The organism is Achromobacter sp. RTa, assembly GCF_000757485.1.
In the GTDB taxonomy this organism is placed as follows: Bacteria; Pseudomonadota; Gammaproteobacteria; order Burkholderiales; family Burkholderiaceae_B; genus Achromobacter.
On the sequence record NZ_JPYO01000046.1, the window covers coordinates 412,034 to 427,202 of the forward strand.

General features: G+C 59.4%; 11 protein-coding genes. 7 read left to right on the top strand and 4 right to left on the bottom strand.

The annotated features are described in order from the left end of the window. The 3 genes from JL37_RS30280 to JL37_RS30290 are packed head-to-tail and all read left to right on the top strand — an operon-like array spanning window position 1 to window position 4,366. A complete protein-coding gene (locus JL37_RS30280) occupies window positions 1-1,125 on the top strand; it encodes a polysaccharide biosynthesis/export family protein (protein WP_231570452.1) in 1,125 nt (374 codons plus the stop codon). Continuing rightward, window positions 1,068-3,140 (top strand): capsular polysaccharide biosynthesis protein, encoded by a 2,073-nt coding sequence (locus JL37_RS30285; protein ID WP_081955254.1) that lies wholly within the window; start codon window positions 1,068-1,070, stop codon window positions 3,138-3,140. The genes JL37_RS30280 and JL37_RS30285 overlap by 58 nt, the downstream gene beginning before the upstream one ends. After that, window positions 3,137-4,366 (top strand): capsule biosynthesis protein, encoded by a 1,230-nt coding sequence (locus JL37_RS30290; protein ID WP_081955255.1) that lies wholly within the window; start codon window positions 3,137-3,139, stop codon window positions 4,364-4,366. The genes JL37_RS30285 and JL37_RS30290 overlap by 4 nt, the downstream gene beginning before the upstream one ends. Before the next feature lie 20 nt (window positions 4,367-4,386). On the opposite strand, the gene JL37_RS30295 is transcribed toward JL37_RS30290, so the two are convergent. After that, on the bottom strand, window positions 4,387-5,292 hold the full coding sequence (locus JL37_RS30295) for a right-handed parallel beta-helix repeat-containing protein (RefSeq protein ID WP_081955256.1): 906 nt from the start codon (window positions 5,290-5,292) through the stop codon (window positions 4,387-4,389). 788 nt (window positions 5,293-6,080) lie between these two features. Between JL37_RS30295 and JL37_RS30790 the strand changes: the two genes are divergently transcribed. From JL37_RS30790 to JL37_RS28925, 4 genes are all read left to right on the top strand, one after another. Next, window positions 6,081-7,577 carry a hypothetical protein gene (locus JL37_RS30790; RefSeq protein ID WP_043548725.1) on the top strand — a complete coding sequence of 499 codons (1,497 nt, stop codon included), beginning with the start codon at window positions 6,081-6,083 and terminating at the stop codon, window positions 7,575-7,577. Next, window positions 7,574-8,743 carry a glycosyltransferase gene (locus JL37_RS28915; RefSeq protein WP_043548726.1) on the top strand — a complete coding sequence of 390 codons (1,170 nt, stop codon included), beginning with the start codon at window positions 7,574-7,576 and terminating at the stop codon, window positions 8,741-8,743. Before JL37_RS30790 ends, JL37_RS28915 begins: the two co-directional genes overlap by 4 nt. An 86-nt stretch (window positions 8,744-8,829) precedes the next feature. After that, entirely contained in the window at window positions 8,830-10,602 is a 1,773-nt protein-coding gene (locus tag JL37_RS28920; protein WP_043548728.1) for a glycosyltransferase family 4 protein, read from the top strand. 47 nt (window positions 10,603-10,649) lie between these two features. Beyond that, window positions 10,650-12,071: a mannose-1-phosphate guanylyltransferase/mannose-6-phosphate isomerase gene (locus JL37_RS28925; RefSeq protein ID WP_052097664.1), complete on the top strand. Its 1,422-nt coding sequence runs from the start codon at window positions 10,650-10,652 to the stop codon at window positions 12,069-12,071. Here the strand turns inward: JL37_RS28925 and JL37_RS28930 are convergent. The 3 genes from JL37_RS28930 to JL37_RS28940 all read right to left on the bottom strand — a co-directional run bounded on the left by JL37_RS28930 (window position 12,059) and on the right by JL37_RS28940 (window position 14,968). Then, a complete protein-coding gene (locus JL37_RS28930; protein WP_043548729.1) occupies window positions 12,059-13,573 on the bottom strand; it encodes an LTA synthase family protein in 1,515 nt (504 codons plus the stop codon). The genes JL37_RS28925 and JL37_RS28930 overlap by 13 nt on opposite strands. Continuing rightward, window positions 13,566-14,363: an SDR family oxidoreductase gene (locus JL37_RS28935; protein WP_043548730.1), complete on the bottom strand. Its 798-nt coding sequence runs from the start codon at window positions 14,361-14,363 to the stop codon at window positions 13,566-13,568. The genes JL37_RS28930 and JL37_RS28935 overlap by 8 nt, the downstream gene beginning before the upstream one ends. A 104-nt stretch (window positions 14,364-14,467) precedes the next feature. Beyond that, complete coding sequence (locus tag JL37_RS28940) at window positions 14,468-14,968, bottom strand: Dps family protein (protein WP_013393962.1); 501 nt, start codon at window positions 14,966-14,968, stop codon at window positions 14,468-14,470. Between the last annotated feature and the right edge of the window lie 201 nt (window positions 14,969-15,169).

A 15,169-nucleotide genomic window follows, 5' to 3' on the forward strand; every position in this document is an offset into this window, starting at 1 on the left:
ATGAACACCTTTGTAGAATTCGTACCGTTTCTCTCTGGAATGAACTTACACCGGCGCACTAGATTATTCCGCGGAGCCGCCACACTTGCGTTGGTTTCTGCACTTTCAGGTTGCGGCATTCTCTCGGGTGCAGGACCATATCGGACTTCGATTTCGTCCGATGCTGGGTCGTCCAATCCAAATTACGACATTATCGACCTGGATGCGACCAATATCAGCCCGTATATGCGACCTCCGATCAAAGAACTCACTTCGGATGTATCCAAGGTGGGCGTTGGCAATGTGTATCTCATTCCCGGCGACGTCATTGCCCTGATGATCTCCGACAGCATGCAAGAAGGGGGCCTCTTCGCCCCGTTAAGTGCTGGTGGAACCGTATTTCCTAAGCTGCGCGTGGATGCCCAAGGCCAAATCTCACTTCCATATGCCGGGGAACTCAAAGTTTCGGGAATGACGCTCCCACAAGTAGAGCGCGCAGTGCGAAATCGCCTTAAAGGAAAAGCAGTAGATCCACAAGTACATGCGGAACTTGTTGGGGACCTTTCCGGCTCTGTGCTGGTGGCCGGGGGGGTAAAATCTCCAGGCCGCTTCACTACACTCCAGGGGCCATTGACCCTACTCGATGCTATCAACCAAGCTGGCGGGCCCGTCTTGGAGCCTCATCTTGCAAACGTAGTTGTTCGCACGGGTAGCAAAGTCTATACCTATAGTTATCAGGATTTGCTTTCCGGCAAAAATCAGCCCGTCCAGCCCCGTTCGGAGATCATTGTTGAGCGTGCGCGCCAACGTTTCGTAGCTATGGGATCCGTAAAAACCCCGGGATTGCACGACTTGCCATCCGCCAGCCCAAGCTTGCTTGAGACGTTGGGCACTGTTGGTGGGTTGGACGAAGCCAAGGCAGACCCTACAGGAGTATTCGTTTTTCGGCTTGTCGATGCCGACCCGAATAATGTTCATGCCATGGTTTTTCGCCTGAATATGCGGAATCCGGAGTCCATATTTTTGGCCAAGCAATTCCTGGTACACCCTGAAGATGCCATATATGTGACTAACGCTGCGGTGTACGAATGGCAAAAGATCATAACCCCCATTCTTCAAGCTATCCTGATCGGCCAGCGTTTTTAGACACTGAAATGAGTGGCAAAACTGCTGCCGTTCATTGGCTAGATTGGGGAATATGGTTCCAGCCGCAACTTTTCAAACGGCTGCATGTGCGCCTGCGCGTTATTTCGTTGCTATCGTCTCGTCATTCTAACCTCGCTTATATTGGCTGGGGTTTGAAGCGTAGCGGACGACGCGCCAGACGACTGGCCACGCAACGAGGGGGGGTATGTTGGTTATTGGAGGATGGCTTCCTACGTTCTATGGAAGGAGGCGGCTCACCATCGCATTCTCTCATCGTAGACGATATTGGAATCTACTACGACGCATCTCGACCCTCATTACTTGAGAATTTAGTCGAAGCTCCGTTAACCAGTGATCAATGCGAACGGGCACGTCAAATTGTCGGAAAATGGAAAGATGGCGGATTATCAAAATATAACGAAGGTAGAGACCCTGTAGTTTCCGAGTTACCACCTCGCTACGTGCTGGTCGTTGACCAGACCCTTGGGGACGCTGCAATCTCCGCAGGTAACGCGCACGAAACCGATTTTCTGAAGATGCTGGAGGATGCATTGCTTGCTCACCCGGATTGCACAGTGGTCGTGAGGATTCATCCTGACGTCGTGGCCGGGCGTAAGCGAGGACATTTTGACCTCTCCAAGCTACAACAAAACTCGCGTGTACAGGTGTCCGCCGATGGGTCGCACCCAGCTCGCTGGCTGGCACATGCCGAGGCCGTTTATACAGTTACCTCGCAACTAGGATTCGAAGCCCTGTTCTGGTCAAAACCTGTTCATGTCTATGGCATGCCGTTCTATGCAGGTTGGGGACTAACTCACGATATTCAGATTCCCCCTCATCGGCGCCGTCCGATATCATTGGAACAGTTGGTTTATGGAAGCCTCGTGCGGTATGTTCGGTATTTCGATCCCGAGTCTGGCCTGCCATGCGAGATTGAAACATTGATGGCCTGGGTCTCTTTACAACGCCAGCAGCGACAACGTTTTCCACGTCGCCTCTCAGCCTACGGGTTTTCAAAATGGAAGCGGCCTTTCGTGCGCGACTTTCTTTCGGGCTCCAACCTTCACTTCCTGTCAGAGTTGCGTGACTGTGATAGCTCCGACGATACATTGGTGACATGGGGCCATAAGCATCGCGAGGAGCTTCAAACGCGTGGTTATCTTAACCAGCCAATACTGCGCATAGAGGATGGTTTCATCCGATCAGTGGGATTGGGGGCTGATTTGATACGACCCATCTCGTGGGTAATCGACCCGGACGGAATTTACTATGATGCAAACTCCCCTTCACGATTGGAACTTATTTTACGCGAACAGGAATTTGATCAGACTATTCTCGCCAGAGCTAAAGCGCTGCGCCAAAAAATAGTCAAAACCGGGATTACAAAATACAACCTTCACGCTGGCGAAATTTGGGTAAGGCCGGATAATGCGCGCAAAGTGGTGCTTGTCGTCGGCCAAGTCGAAACCGATGCCGCAATTCGGTACGGCGCTAGTACTATCACGCGCAATATGGAGCTTCTTCAAGCAGTACGACAAGCACGGCCTGACGCTTGGTTGCTTTATAAGCCTCATCCTGACGTGAAGGCCGGCTTGCGTGAACCCGGCCAGGGCGAGCGCGACGCCGGTAGATGGTGCGATGAAATAGTTGGCGACGTGCCTATTGCGCAGTTGCTGGAGACAATCGACGAGCTTCATGTGCTAACGTCGCTCGCAGGCTTTGAAGCCTTGCTGCGGCATGTGCCGGTCGTTACCTGGGGCCTTCCCTTCTACGCAGGCTGGGGATTAACCCAAGACAATGGAATGACCGCCGACGTGCTAACAAGAAGAGGCAGATCACTTAGCCTCGACGAACTAGTAGCAGGAACATTGCTCATGTATCCGACGTATGTAAGTCGCATTACCCGCAATTTCTGTACACCCGAACGTGCCGTTGACGAGTTGCTCAACTGGCGCAAAGAACGGCGTCCCTTTTTTTTGCGTCGTTTCGTAGCGAGACTTTCTCGTAAACCATGACCCAACGTTTTCTATTTCTTCAGGGCCCCTGCTCACCTTTTTTTGATTCTCTGGGCAAGGCTCTGCGTAACGCCGGGCATACAGTTCAACGAATCAACTTCAATGCAGGCGACTCCTGGTACTGGAATGCCGGTAACGCCTTATCTTACAGATCCTCCGTTGAACATCTGGAGACCTGGTACGCAGCATTTATGGACAAGGAGGCTCCCACTGACCTTGTACTATTCGGGGATCAACGTCCTGTGCATCGACCCGCAATTCAGCTAGCCAAAAGCCGCGGCATAAATGTGCACGTCTTTGAGGAAGGCTATTTTCGGCCTTACTGGATTACGCTCGAACGAGGGGGAGTCAATGCGCACTCGCAACTCCCACGCGATCCTGCTTGGTATCGTCGTATTGGCCCTCGTATCCCCGACTATGACAACGGCACCAGCTTTGCCCCCTCCTTCTCCTCTCGGGCTTGGCATGATGTTGTCTATCACATAGCAGGCATCCGCAATCCATTAACTTACCCTGGTTACCGCACTCATTCACCAGTGCTAGCGCACGTAGAATACAGAGCCTACCTAAAACGCAGCATCAGATTGGCGCAGAGCAAGCGTCGCGATCTGGCTGCAATTCAATCGATTATCTATAATCGCGTTCCATTTTGGCTGGTTCCGCTGCAGTTGAGTAGTGATGCGCAGATCCGCCATCATTCGCCATTCGACAACATGAGGGAAATGCTAGAGACCACGATGAGTTCTTTCGCTCGAATGTGTCGGCCAGATGGACTACTGGTGATCAAGAATCACCCGCTTGATACTGGCCAAGATGATCACGCAAGAACAATCTCCGAAATTTGCAAGAGTATCGGTCTAAAATCCGATCGCGTGCTGTATCTGGAGACGGGCCCCCTACCCGCTCTGCTCAATCATGCCCGGGGCGTTGTCACTATCAACAGCACAGTCGGCGGTTCCGCGTTAGTGCATGGCCGCCCCTTAAAAGCTCTGGGTAAGGCCATTTACGATATGCCAGGCCTGACTTTCCAGGGAGAGCTGGATGCCTTCTGGCGATATGCCAAACAGCCCGACAAGCGCCTGTTCAGATGGTTCCGCAACACGGCCATCCATTGCACGCAGATCAATGGCGGTTTATATAGCGCCCCGAGCATCAAGCTTGCTGTCTCCAATGCAATACCGCGAATGATCTCCAACCTTAGCCCGCTCGACAAATTATTCATTTAAAAAATTCGAAAAAGCTAGGGTCATTCAGCACATACCGTCTTGCGCTCAGTCCGATCGGCATAGCTTGCTACGTTTTTTCCTTGTATCCGATTATCACTGAGTTCCAACTTCGACGATTCACACTCGTTGCGGGGGATTGCTCGCTCAATACAGGCCAGGACCTGCGGATTGCAGTGCCACTGAGAAATCGCGTGTATCTGTCCTTCGGGCGCTCCTTTCGAGGCTGAGCCAAAGACATTTTCCGCGATCTTATTCCGATCCGACGCATCTCTTATACGGATAGCATCGCCCGAAAAATTCTCAAACCGATTTCTCAGTATGACGTTATCTCTCGACATATTTGATATATAAATGGCATGCAACAGCGTGCTGCCATAGCTTCGAGAACCCGTCTGATTCTTCGGTAAGTTAATTATATTTTTGAATGAATTATCTTCAACTCGACCGTGGCCGACGCCTTGTAGTCGTAATGCAGCAGTGCATTGCCCTCGAGGGAGCTTTTTTCTTAGCACAGGGTCATACTTGCTTCCAATATTTTCGAAAGTATTGTGTCTAATTACGACATCCCTACCTCCCGGCTGGCGAACATCATCCGCCCATGAGCGCAAGCTTATTCCCTCGCAGTAATTGCGGATAGTAATACCGTTAAATTCTAACTTCATCGATACCGGACTACTTCCCCGCTGAGGCGCCGGAGGCTCTCCTTTGAAAAAAAAGGATTGCGCTCCCCCGCGGCCATCAAACACCACAGTTTTACCCTGTGCCAAAGGCAAGAACCGGATCCAGATCCCAGGAAACGTGCGCCACTCCACACCTTGCCCCCGATAGATGCCCGGTGCCAACAGGACGCGGATTTCGTCGTGCCCCGATGCGTTCGCTGCCACGATTTCCTGCGCCCGCGATAGAGACGCAATAGGTGCATTCATTTGGGTGCCACTAGCAGTATCGGCACCGGTTGGTGACACATAGATGTCGAGACTCTTTGCTGAAGCGTTCGCCGACACGCAGACCGTCAGCGCTAGTACTAGCGCCTCAACAAGAGAACGAGAAACATCATGATATCGAAATCGTAACAAGTGATTGGCCTCTTCATGCTGTTATCAATGTCGCCCTTTGCACTGCATGTTCGGCGCCAGCCGAGCACCCCCGATTTGCAGTTCGCAAGGAAGAGCTTCGGATCTTTGATATACACGCATCAGATTAGGCTCCACCTTCAATTTGGTGCACGATGCTACGAAATCTGTATCTATTAGTACACCTACCGCGAGCATTTTTTGGAGGATAGTTACCCTTTTCCAGGGAATTCGCGTCGTAGATACATCCACACAACGCAGATAAACGGCGGACTGTACAGCAAGGAAAGTATCCGTCTGACGGTGGCGAATGCGCTGCCTCAGTTGCTGTCGGATCGCGGGGCGCTCGAGAAGCTGTTCTAAGCGCCGTGAGCGTGCGCGGGGGCCGGGCTTCGCCGGCTTGGTGGCTGCGCGCGCTCCGGTAGTGCCGCATACCGCCCCTATTCTTCTTTTATATCCGGAATTACCGGGGAAAAGCAGGGTGTTTCTCACTAGGCTCCGCTCTCGTTTTGGTGCATGATGCTATGAAACATTCCCCCTGGAGACACCTTCTGCAAGAAGGGCTGGCGTCAATCCCAAAGATGGTAACAAGTATTACAAAGTACGCTGAGTCAATTGAAAGAGACCATTCGATCGGCCCCATGACAGATACGATCAAGCCCCCGCAGAAAATCCTGCTCGGGCCCGGGGAAACCGACTTACTGGATGCGCAGCGCCCGACCAGCGCGGGGCAACATATTTCGGTCGAATTGTCGGCCGAAAGCCGTTTGGTCGTGGAAAATCTCAGATGCACGCTGGAGGTGAGCGGCGCGGGAACTGAAGGCATACGCGCCACCGTGCGGGTCGGCGAGAATGCCGAAGTTGCCCTGCTGGGCGCCGCAGCCGGCCTGGCGGAACTCCGTCTGGAGATCGGCCCTGGCGCTTGTCTGGATCTTGCACCCTCCTGCTTTGCCGATCCGGCGGGCCCTGTCCTGCGCGTCGTGTTTGAAAGCGAAGGAAGCGGCTGCCTGGCCGCGGCATGGCACGCGTCGCACTTGACGGAAGCGCGCTTGCATGTGGCCGGCATGATGGCGGGCGACGCCCTGAACCTCGCCTATGTAAATAGCGCCGGGGGGATCCATGCCGTCACGGGACTGGGCAGCAATGCGGCGGGCCGCCTACGGCCTACCTTCACCCCGGCCATCGCCGACGCGCCATTCCCGATCGCTTTCGCCGACCTGTCGGGAGAATCTCCGATGCGCTGGGAGGAGGACGCCATTGCGCCTCCGCCCCGGCCGGCCGGATTGCTCGTTGTGAGCGGCACCGGAGAACAGGTAGTCGCGGACGATAGGCCGTTATTCTGTGGGCGCATCCCGCACGCGCTGCGCTCGCGCTTGTCGCCCGTGCGGATTGAGGCGGGCGCACTGGCCCATGGCGAACCGGCGCACCCTATCACGCTGGCCCCATGGCAGGCACTGAAAGTCCACGGTACCACGCTGTATGCCCATCAGCTCGTCAACGGACGGACGGTCACGCAAACGGATCATTGGCATTGGCTGCAATATGCCGTGCCGGTGGCGCTGGAGAAGAATCCTTCCAAACTGGCGGGCGTCCTGCTCCTGCCCGAGAACGCGCATGCCGCTGGCGGCCCGTCGGCGGCACGCTGCCGGCAGCGGTTGCTGAACGACGCGGCCCGTCAATCAGGCGCAGCCCTGGTTTCGGAACCGGCCTTGCGCCTGGAATTCAATGGTCTCGTGATACACGGCACGGCCACGTCTTCCGGTCTCCAGCGCTGGCGCTTCACTCTGCCGTCCGTGATGGAACCCTCCGCTATGCGGATCCTGTCGCGTAGCTCGGTCGCGCGCGAAACCTCAGCACTGGCATTGAATGACCGTCGCATTCTCGGCGTCGCGCTGGAATCGATTGGCGTGCTGGCAAACGGAGAACACCGCAGCATCGATGTCTGCCACCCTGCCTGGTCGGGGATGCATGCACCCACCGTCCGGCATGGGCAGACCTTGCGATGGACGAACGGCATGGCGGCGCTCCCTTACGACGTGCACAAGCTGCGTGGCGGCGAGATATTGGAGCTGCATGTGGCCGAAACGGGATACTACTGGCTCGAGAACGGCTGCCTGCCCGCAGGAGAAACGTCATGAGAATCGATGAACTGGCCAACGGAACCCAAGGCTGGGCCAGCGCTTTCGTGTCCGCCGCATTGGGCACCGCAACGGACCGTGGGCTTCCCGACCTGCTAATGTACTACCCGGTGGCGCAGGTCAATCCCTATCAGCCGCTGCTTTATTCCGCCGCGGAACGCAACGCATTGTCCGCGCTGCCGGTGTTGCGGCTGGAGTCGCTGGACGATATTGCATGGCAAGGACACGGCATCGTCCATCTGCACTGGCTGGCCGGCGTGCTGCAGAATGCCGCCACCGAAGCGGAAGCGGACGCAGCCGTCGATACCTACGCCCGGCGATTGGGTCACTGGCGCAGCAAGGGCTTGCGCATTGTCTGGACTGTACACAACGTCATGCCGCATGCCACGGTATGGCCGCAGGCCGAACGGGCGGTGCGCCAGACCACGGCGGACGCCGCCGACCTCATTCACATCATGAATCGCGACACCGAGCGGCTCACGGCATCGAGTTTCCGCATCGACCCGCGCAAGGTGGTGCACATCCCGCACCCCAGCTACGGCGATTGGTACGCCAATGTGGTTCCGCGCGCGCAGGCGAGGCAGGACCTCGGCCTAAACGCGGAGGATTTTGTCTTTCTTTGCTTTGGCGCGATCCAGCCCTACAAGGGACTGCTCGAATTGATCGATGCATATGATCTCGCGCGCCAGTCCCGGCCCGACGCCCGCTGCATGCTGCTGATCGTTGGCCAAGTGGATGACGAGGCCTATTTTTCTGCCTTACGCAAACGCGTCGAAAACCGCGCCGACATCCGGCTCGCCCCGGGGAATGTGCGCGACCAGCGGGTACAGTATTACTTCAATGCGTGCGACGTCGCCGTGGCTCCGTATCTGGAAACGCTGAACTCCGGCGTCGCTATGCTCGCGGCGACCTTTCAACGTATGGTCGTCGCACCGGCGGAAGGCGGAATGGCGGAGGTGTTCGCGGAGGATCCTTCCCTGCTCTACACGCGCACCGCCGTCAACGGCTTGGCCAATGCGCTGGAGCGCGCACTCTCGCATCGCCCGAACCGCGTCATATTCGACGGAATTCTCGCACGTCACGATCCGCGACTCATCTCGAACCAATTCTGCCAGGCGCTACGCAAAGTACTGGAAGACGGCACGGTGGAGCGTCACTCATGCTGATACTTGCCTCGACCGCGGCCCCCCCTCCGCCAGCACCACGTGCCAAGACGCTGAGGCGCCTTAGCCAAACACTTGACACTGCCGGCATGGGCTGGTTTTTCCGTGCGCGCGCGGCGGGCCCGGTAAAACAGCCGGTTCCGCGTGGCGCGGTGCTGACAATCCAGTTCTACGATGCGCAAGGCCGCATCGTAGATCATCCCGGCTCCGGACTTACGTATTCCGACTCCCTGAAGTCTCGCTTCCTTTACGTGCCTGTCGAGCCGGCACCCGGGCCCGGGATACGCACCAAGCCGCTGCTTCCCCCGCCGGACGCTGTCAGACTGGAATGCCAGCTGCAACTTTGGCAAGGGCCGCAGGACGTCCAACTGACCACAGAGCTTACGCTCGAATGCTACGAGTACACCTTGGCCGACATTGCCGGCCTCGAACGCACAAGCCCGCGCGACGCTGAGCGGGCGGCTGAGCGAGGACTCGCGCTGCATGGCAAGGAACGGCAATACCTGCTCGATATCCAGGCCTTGGCCTGGCGCATCGGCGCGCCCGCCCTGCTTGTCAAGGCATGCCAACTTCTCGAGGCCGCACCCGACGTCCGCGGCTATATGCGCAATCAATCTCGTTACGCGCTGGCTGCGCTAAGCGAGATCGAGAATGGAATCGCCGACCCCGGCCGCGCGGCGTTGCCGCATCAGGGGTTGCCGCACCGGATCGCCCACTTGGTGCCGGCCGCGGCAGGAGGCGCGTTGGCGCTCGCCCAGTCGCAGTTCGAACGCGGAATGCGTCCATTGTTGATTGTTCCGTCGGAATATTCATCGCAATCGGCTGCCACCGGCCCCTACTCAGTCAGCCAGGACGGCGGCAGCGATATTGTCGAGCTGAGCGCACTCAGTCCTGAAGCCTGCCGCGGCGTGCCGCGTCCGGACCTGCTGCGCTTCGATGTCATGCTCGGAGAACTCTGGCTACGACGTATGCGCATCGGTCTGCTGCATGCCCACGTGGGGCGCTCGGGCCACGATCTCGCCTTGCGCACCCTCGCACTGGGCAGGCGCCTGCGCCTGCCGGTGGTGATGAACTGGCATGCCTCCGGCAACCCCTACCCCGTCGCCGACGCCACATGCCCCACGCCGGATTCCGAATGGGCTGCAATCGCTTATCGGCAACAATTGCGGTGTGCGGCACGTGCCGATGCGGTGGTCGTCTCCGACTCCTGGCAGGCCTGGCTGCTGGAGAAGGCTGGCGTGCCGGGCGACCGGATATTCGTGGTTCCGCGCGTGCTCGCCATGACGCCAGCCGCAACGATCCCGCAACAGGGACGGGGGAAAAAGCCTTGGACCGCCCTGATCGACGTCCGCGGCGTTCCGCTGGCGCGCGTAACGGCGCTGGCATCCGCTTTGCCCACCGCTATCGGCCGCAAGAGCGTGCAGCTGCGGGTAGACGGCGACGCGGCCGCCTCGGACCAGATCCAGAACGCACTGCGTACTGCGGGCATGTCCGACCTCCTGGCGACGCCGGCCGCCGACCAGCCCCCCGCCGTGCTCATTCGCCTGCGTCCCGCTTCGCGCGCCGACCAACCGGAATGGCTTGCCGATCTTAACGATCTGGCCTGCTCCGACACGCTCATGCTTGCCGAGAGCACCGCAGAAAGCGAGCATCTAGTCCGCAACGCGGGACTCGGCCTCACGTTCGACCTCGGGAATCCCACCACGCTGGCGAACGCTTTCACGGCGCTATCGCCGTCTCGACCTGACGGGGGCAGGCTGCGGCGCAATCTGCGCGCGCTGGCCGCGGAGCACACGGATGCAGAGGCTCTCGCCGGCCTGCTCGATCATGCATACCATCGCGCTCTTGGCGCCTTCGGCTGAAATTTGCCTATTAGACTAGAACTACATTCTCCATCTCCTGCCGATCCATGCTGATTCCAATTGTTCTCTCCGGTGGCGCCGGCAAGCGCCTATGGCCAGTTTCCAGGCTATTGCACCCCAAGCCTTTCATTGAACTGGACGGAGAGTCTCTATTGCAAAAATCCCTCCTCCGCGCGCAACAGCTGCGCGGCGTGCGGGAAGTACTTACGGTCACGACTCGAGAACTCCATTACAAGACGCGGGACGCCTATCGCTCCGTCCGACAACCTGGCCTGACGCTCGGCTATCTGCTAGAGCCCGAAGGCCGCAACACGGCGCCGGCCGTTGCGGCCGCAGCGCTAGTTTGCGCGCAGCGGCATCCCGGCGCCGTGTTGCTGTTCCTGACCGCCGACCACCTGATCGAGGACGTGGCGGCATTCGGCGCCGCCGTCGAGAAGGCGCGCACGCTGGCGGCGACTCAGGTGGTGACCTTTGGGCTGCAGCCCGACCGTCCGGAGACAGGATATGGCTACATCCAGGCGGAGGGCAGCCGGGTCTGCCGGTTCGTCGAGAAGCCCGACCTAGCTACGGCCGAACGGTATCTGGCCGAGGGCACGTATCTGTGGAATTCCGGCATGATCTGCGTGCGCGCCGAAGTGCTGCTGGAAGAGCTGGGCCGCTACACGCCAGAACTACTGACCCAGCAGCGTCAGACGCTGGCCGCCGCCATCGTCGGGAACAGCGATGGTGATTACGAGATAGAGTTTCGTGCGGACGCCTATCAGGACGTGCAGCCGATTTCGATCGACCACGCGCTGCTCGAGAAGACATCACAGGCGGCCGTCGTGGCATGCGACCTCGGCTGGACCGACGTCGGCACCTGGTCCACGCTCGCCACGCAACTGCCGGCTGACGCCGAGGGTAACCGCGTCCGTGGCGAAGTGCTGCTGCACGGCACCCGCGACTGCTATGTCCACGCGACGGACCGTCTCGTGGCCGCGGTCGGCGTCCAGGGGCTCATCATCGTCGACACGCCCGACGCATTGTTGGTCATGGACGCCGGCCATGCCGACCTGATCGAGCAGATCATCGAACGTTTGACGGCCCAGGGCCACGCCAGCCGGCTGCAACACCGCACGGTGCATCGACCATGGGGCACGTACACGGTGCTGGAGACTGGTATCGGGTTCAAGATCAAACGGCTCTGCGTCAATCCGGGCGCATCGCTGTCCCTGCAAATGCACCATCACCGCAGCGAACACTGGATCGTCGTCGACGGCACGGCCCGCATCACCAACGGCGACCAGGTTTCGACGATCGAACGCAACCAGTCCACCTATATACCGGCGGGCACGGTGCACAAACTCGGCAATCCGACGGCCGCGCCGCTGGTGTTGATCGAGGTGCAAAGCGGCCCGTACCTGGAAGAGGACGATATCGTTCGATTCGACGAAGCGGCTCCGGCGAACACGCCCGGTCAGCGGCCGTAGCAGTGCCGTAGCCACAGGCCGGCCAGGTCCTCCAGCGCGGCGGAACTGGCGCTCGCCTCGCCGGCGCTGCGGTTATGCCACACGAGATAGGGGGTCGTGCCTTCGGGCTCGCCCAGGCTGCGGTAGACATCCGCCATGATCGGCACATGATCCCCATAGATGCAAAGCCCCGCTGCGCGGTGGTGGCCGCGTAGAAAGTCGGCGATGCGTGTAAACATGGCGTCGGCGTTGCGCAGGTGGCGCGCGTAGGCGATCAGGTCGCGGCAGGAGTCCGGCAGCGCTTCTCTCACCACTGCCGCCATATCCTCCTGCCCCACCGTTTCCCAGTGCAACGGGCCATGGTTTTCCATGGTGATCACGTGCACATAGAGCGGCCGCGTGTCGGTCCGGCGCAACATGGCGACCACTTTTTCCGCCAGGGCCCTGTCGCCCACGTACGGGCCCTGCCTGTCTTCATCGCCAAAGGCGCCAAGATCGACAAACTCGTCGAACCCCAGAATCGGCATGACGCAATTCCGGCGATAGAAGGTGGCGTGGTAAGGATGGACGCACACCGTGCGATATCCCTGGCGCTTCAGGTGCCGGACGAACGAGGGCACCGTGGCCGTCGCCATGCGCCGATAGGGGTTGTATCGATGCACGCCCAACGCTTCTTGGGTCTGGCCGCAAAGAAAGGCGAATTCGCTGCGCACGGTGTTGGCTCCCCAGGCGGGCACGCTGAGGGAACCATGCATGAGGGCCTCGCCGCGCAGGCGATCGAACCCGGCAAGCAACTCTTCTCGCAGCGACGGATAGGTTTCGCGCGCGTCGAAAAAGGATTCGCTCTGGATGGAAATCAGGTCGGGCGCTTCGCCACCCGGCTGCACGTCGGGCCAGGCGCTGCCCGAATGCTCGACCAATGCGGGGATCCTTCTTTCCGCGCGGGCATACGCATAAAGGTTGGCCAGCAGTCCGAACTGCCGTAGATCCCGATCGGCGTCGAAGGCGGGCCGCAAGGCCTTGCCGGCGGCGCATAACGCAAGGCCCGCCACCGTCATGGCAGCCAGCAGGAGCGCGAAGCCCGTTGCGCTTCCGGGCAGGGTCAGGAGGCTGGCCTCGTACCGGAATGCCGCAACACAGATCAGCGCATAGGCCGCGGCAGGCAGCACCACTGCCCACAGGCCGATAAACGGCAGATACAGCCGCGGATGCTTGATGGCGTCCAGGAAGTATTCGAAGTCGGGGTAGACGAAAGGCTCCCGCAATACGCTGCGTTTGGCATTGCTCACGACAACGATCACGAGTTCGAGCGCCAGCACGTTGCCCGCCGCGAAGTACGGACGTCTCATGAGAAGCAGCTCGGCCGCGAATGCCAGCGTCCATATGCCGACATGAACGGCCAGCGCCGCCCAAGGCCGTCCGATGACGGCTGGGCGTGGGTGCAGCAGCTGTTCCACGCAGAACGAGAGCAGCAGCCCGCCCAGGAAGGCCGGAAGCACCAACGACAGGAATACCTCAGCCACGGTATCCCAGGCGCGTCAGAATCCAGCCAGAGATCGACGGATGTACCACGGACAATAGAAAGCACCCCAGATTCAAAGGGAACGGAAAAGAGATCCTGGGCCGGTTCCTGGCCAGGCCTTTGCGGATCGCGCGGGCGGCCTTGTCCGCCGGCCAGAGAAACGGCTTGGGCCCAGGCATGTCCCTGCACATTTGCGATTCCACGTAACCCGGCATGATCACATTGACGCGTATGCCCTTGGGCCCCAGGAAGTCCCGCATGCCCTCGCCGTATGCCTTGACGGCGGCCTTGCTGGCGCTATAGCTCGGCGTATCGGGCAGGCCACGCCAGGCGGCCAGGGAACTGAGCAAGGCGATCTGCCCGAAGCCGCGCTTCTGCATGGACGCGGCACTGGCATGCGCCGTAGCAATGGCGGCTACCACATTCACGTCGAGCAGCCGTTGCATATCTGCCCACGCCTCTCCATCGGAGAGCGGACCAGTGTTGATGTTGACTCCGGCGTTGGCGATAACGAGTTCGGGCATTTCCGAATCGCCGACTTCCTCGATCCACGCTCTCAAGGCCGTGGTGTCGCGAACGTCGATTTCCTTGGTCACGACGCGCGCCCCCGCCGCCTGACATCGCTCGGCGAGATCCGCCAACAGGGCCGGACTGCGGCCGTGCAACAACAGCGTCTCGCTTCCGGCCCGGGCGTACTCCAGCGCAAGAGCTGCGCCGATTCCCCCGGTTGAACCGGTGATAAGGACGCAACGGGGAACGTCTGAGGGCCGGGCTCGATTCAATACGGGCATAAGCGGTGAGAATTACACAAAAAACGGGTAACGAAAACAAGCCGAGTGCCCCTCGCGCTGGCGGCGGGCACTCGGCTGCGAAACGCGCTACGCGGACGGCGGATTTATTGCAGCAGGCTTCGCAGCATCCAGGCGTTCTTTTCGTGCACGTCCAGGCGCTGGGTCAGCAGATCGGCGGTGGGCTGGTCGTTGGCGGCGTCGGCCTTTTCGAACGCGGCGCGGGCGGTCTTGGCGACGGATTCGTTCGCGGTCACCAGCAGGCGCACCATTTCCAGGGCTTCCGGCACCGAGTCCGGTTCGGAGATGGACGACAGTTTGCCGAATTCGCGATAGGTGCCGGGCGCGTAGTGGCCCAGGGCGCGGATACGTTCAGCGATGCTGTCCAGCGCGTTCCACTCTTCCGTGTACTGCGTCATGAACATCAGGTGCAGCGTGTTGAACATGGGCCCCGTGACGTTCCAGTGGAAATTGTGCGTCATCAGGTACAGGGTGTATGAGTCGGCAAGCAGCTTGGACAGTTCACCGGCGACGGCGGCGCGGTCCTTGTCCGAGATACCGATATTGATGCGCGGAACGCTTGAGGTCTTCTTGGGGGACTTGGCCATTGCTAGCTCCTATGGATGAAAGTGCAAGCTAAGGATACCACCGTGGCTGCCGCGAATTGAGGGGTTGCCGGAGGTTCGCGTCAACAAGGTTGGAGGGAGTTGATGGCACTCAAGGATTGACGGCGAAGGGAGGGGTTGACGCCGTCAGTGTCTGACACCCGGGCGGCAATATCGCAAGCAGTGGCAGCCTCTCGTGGGGTG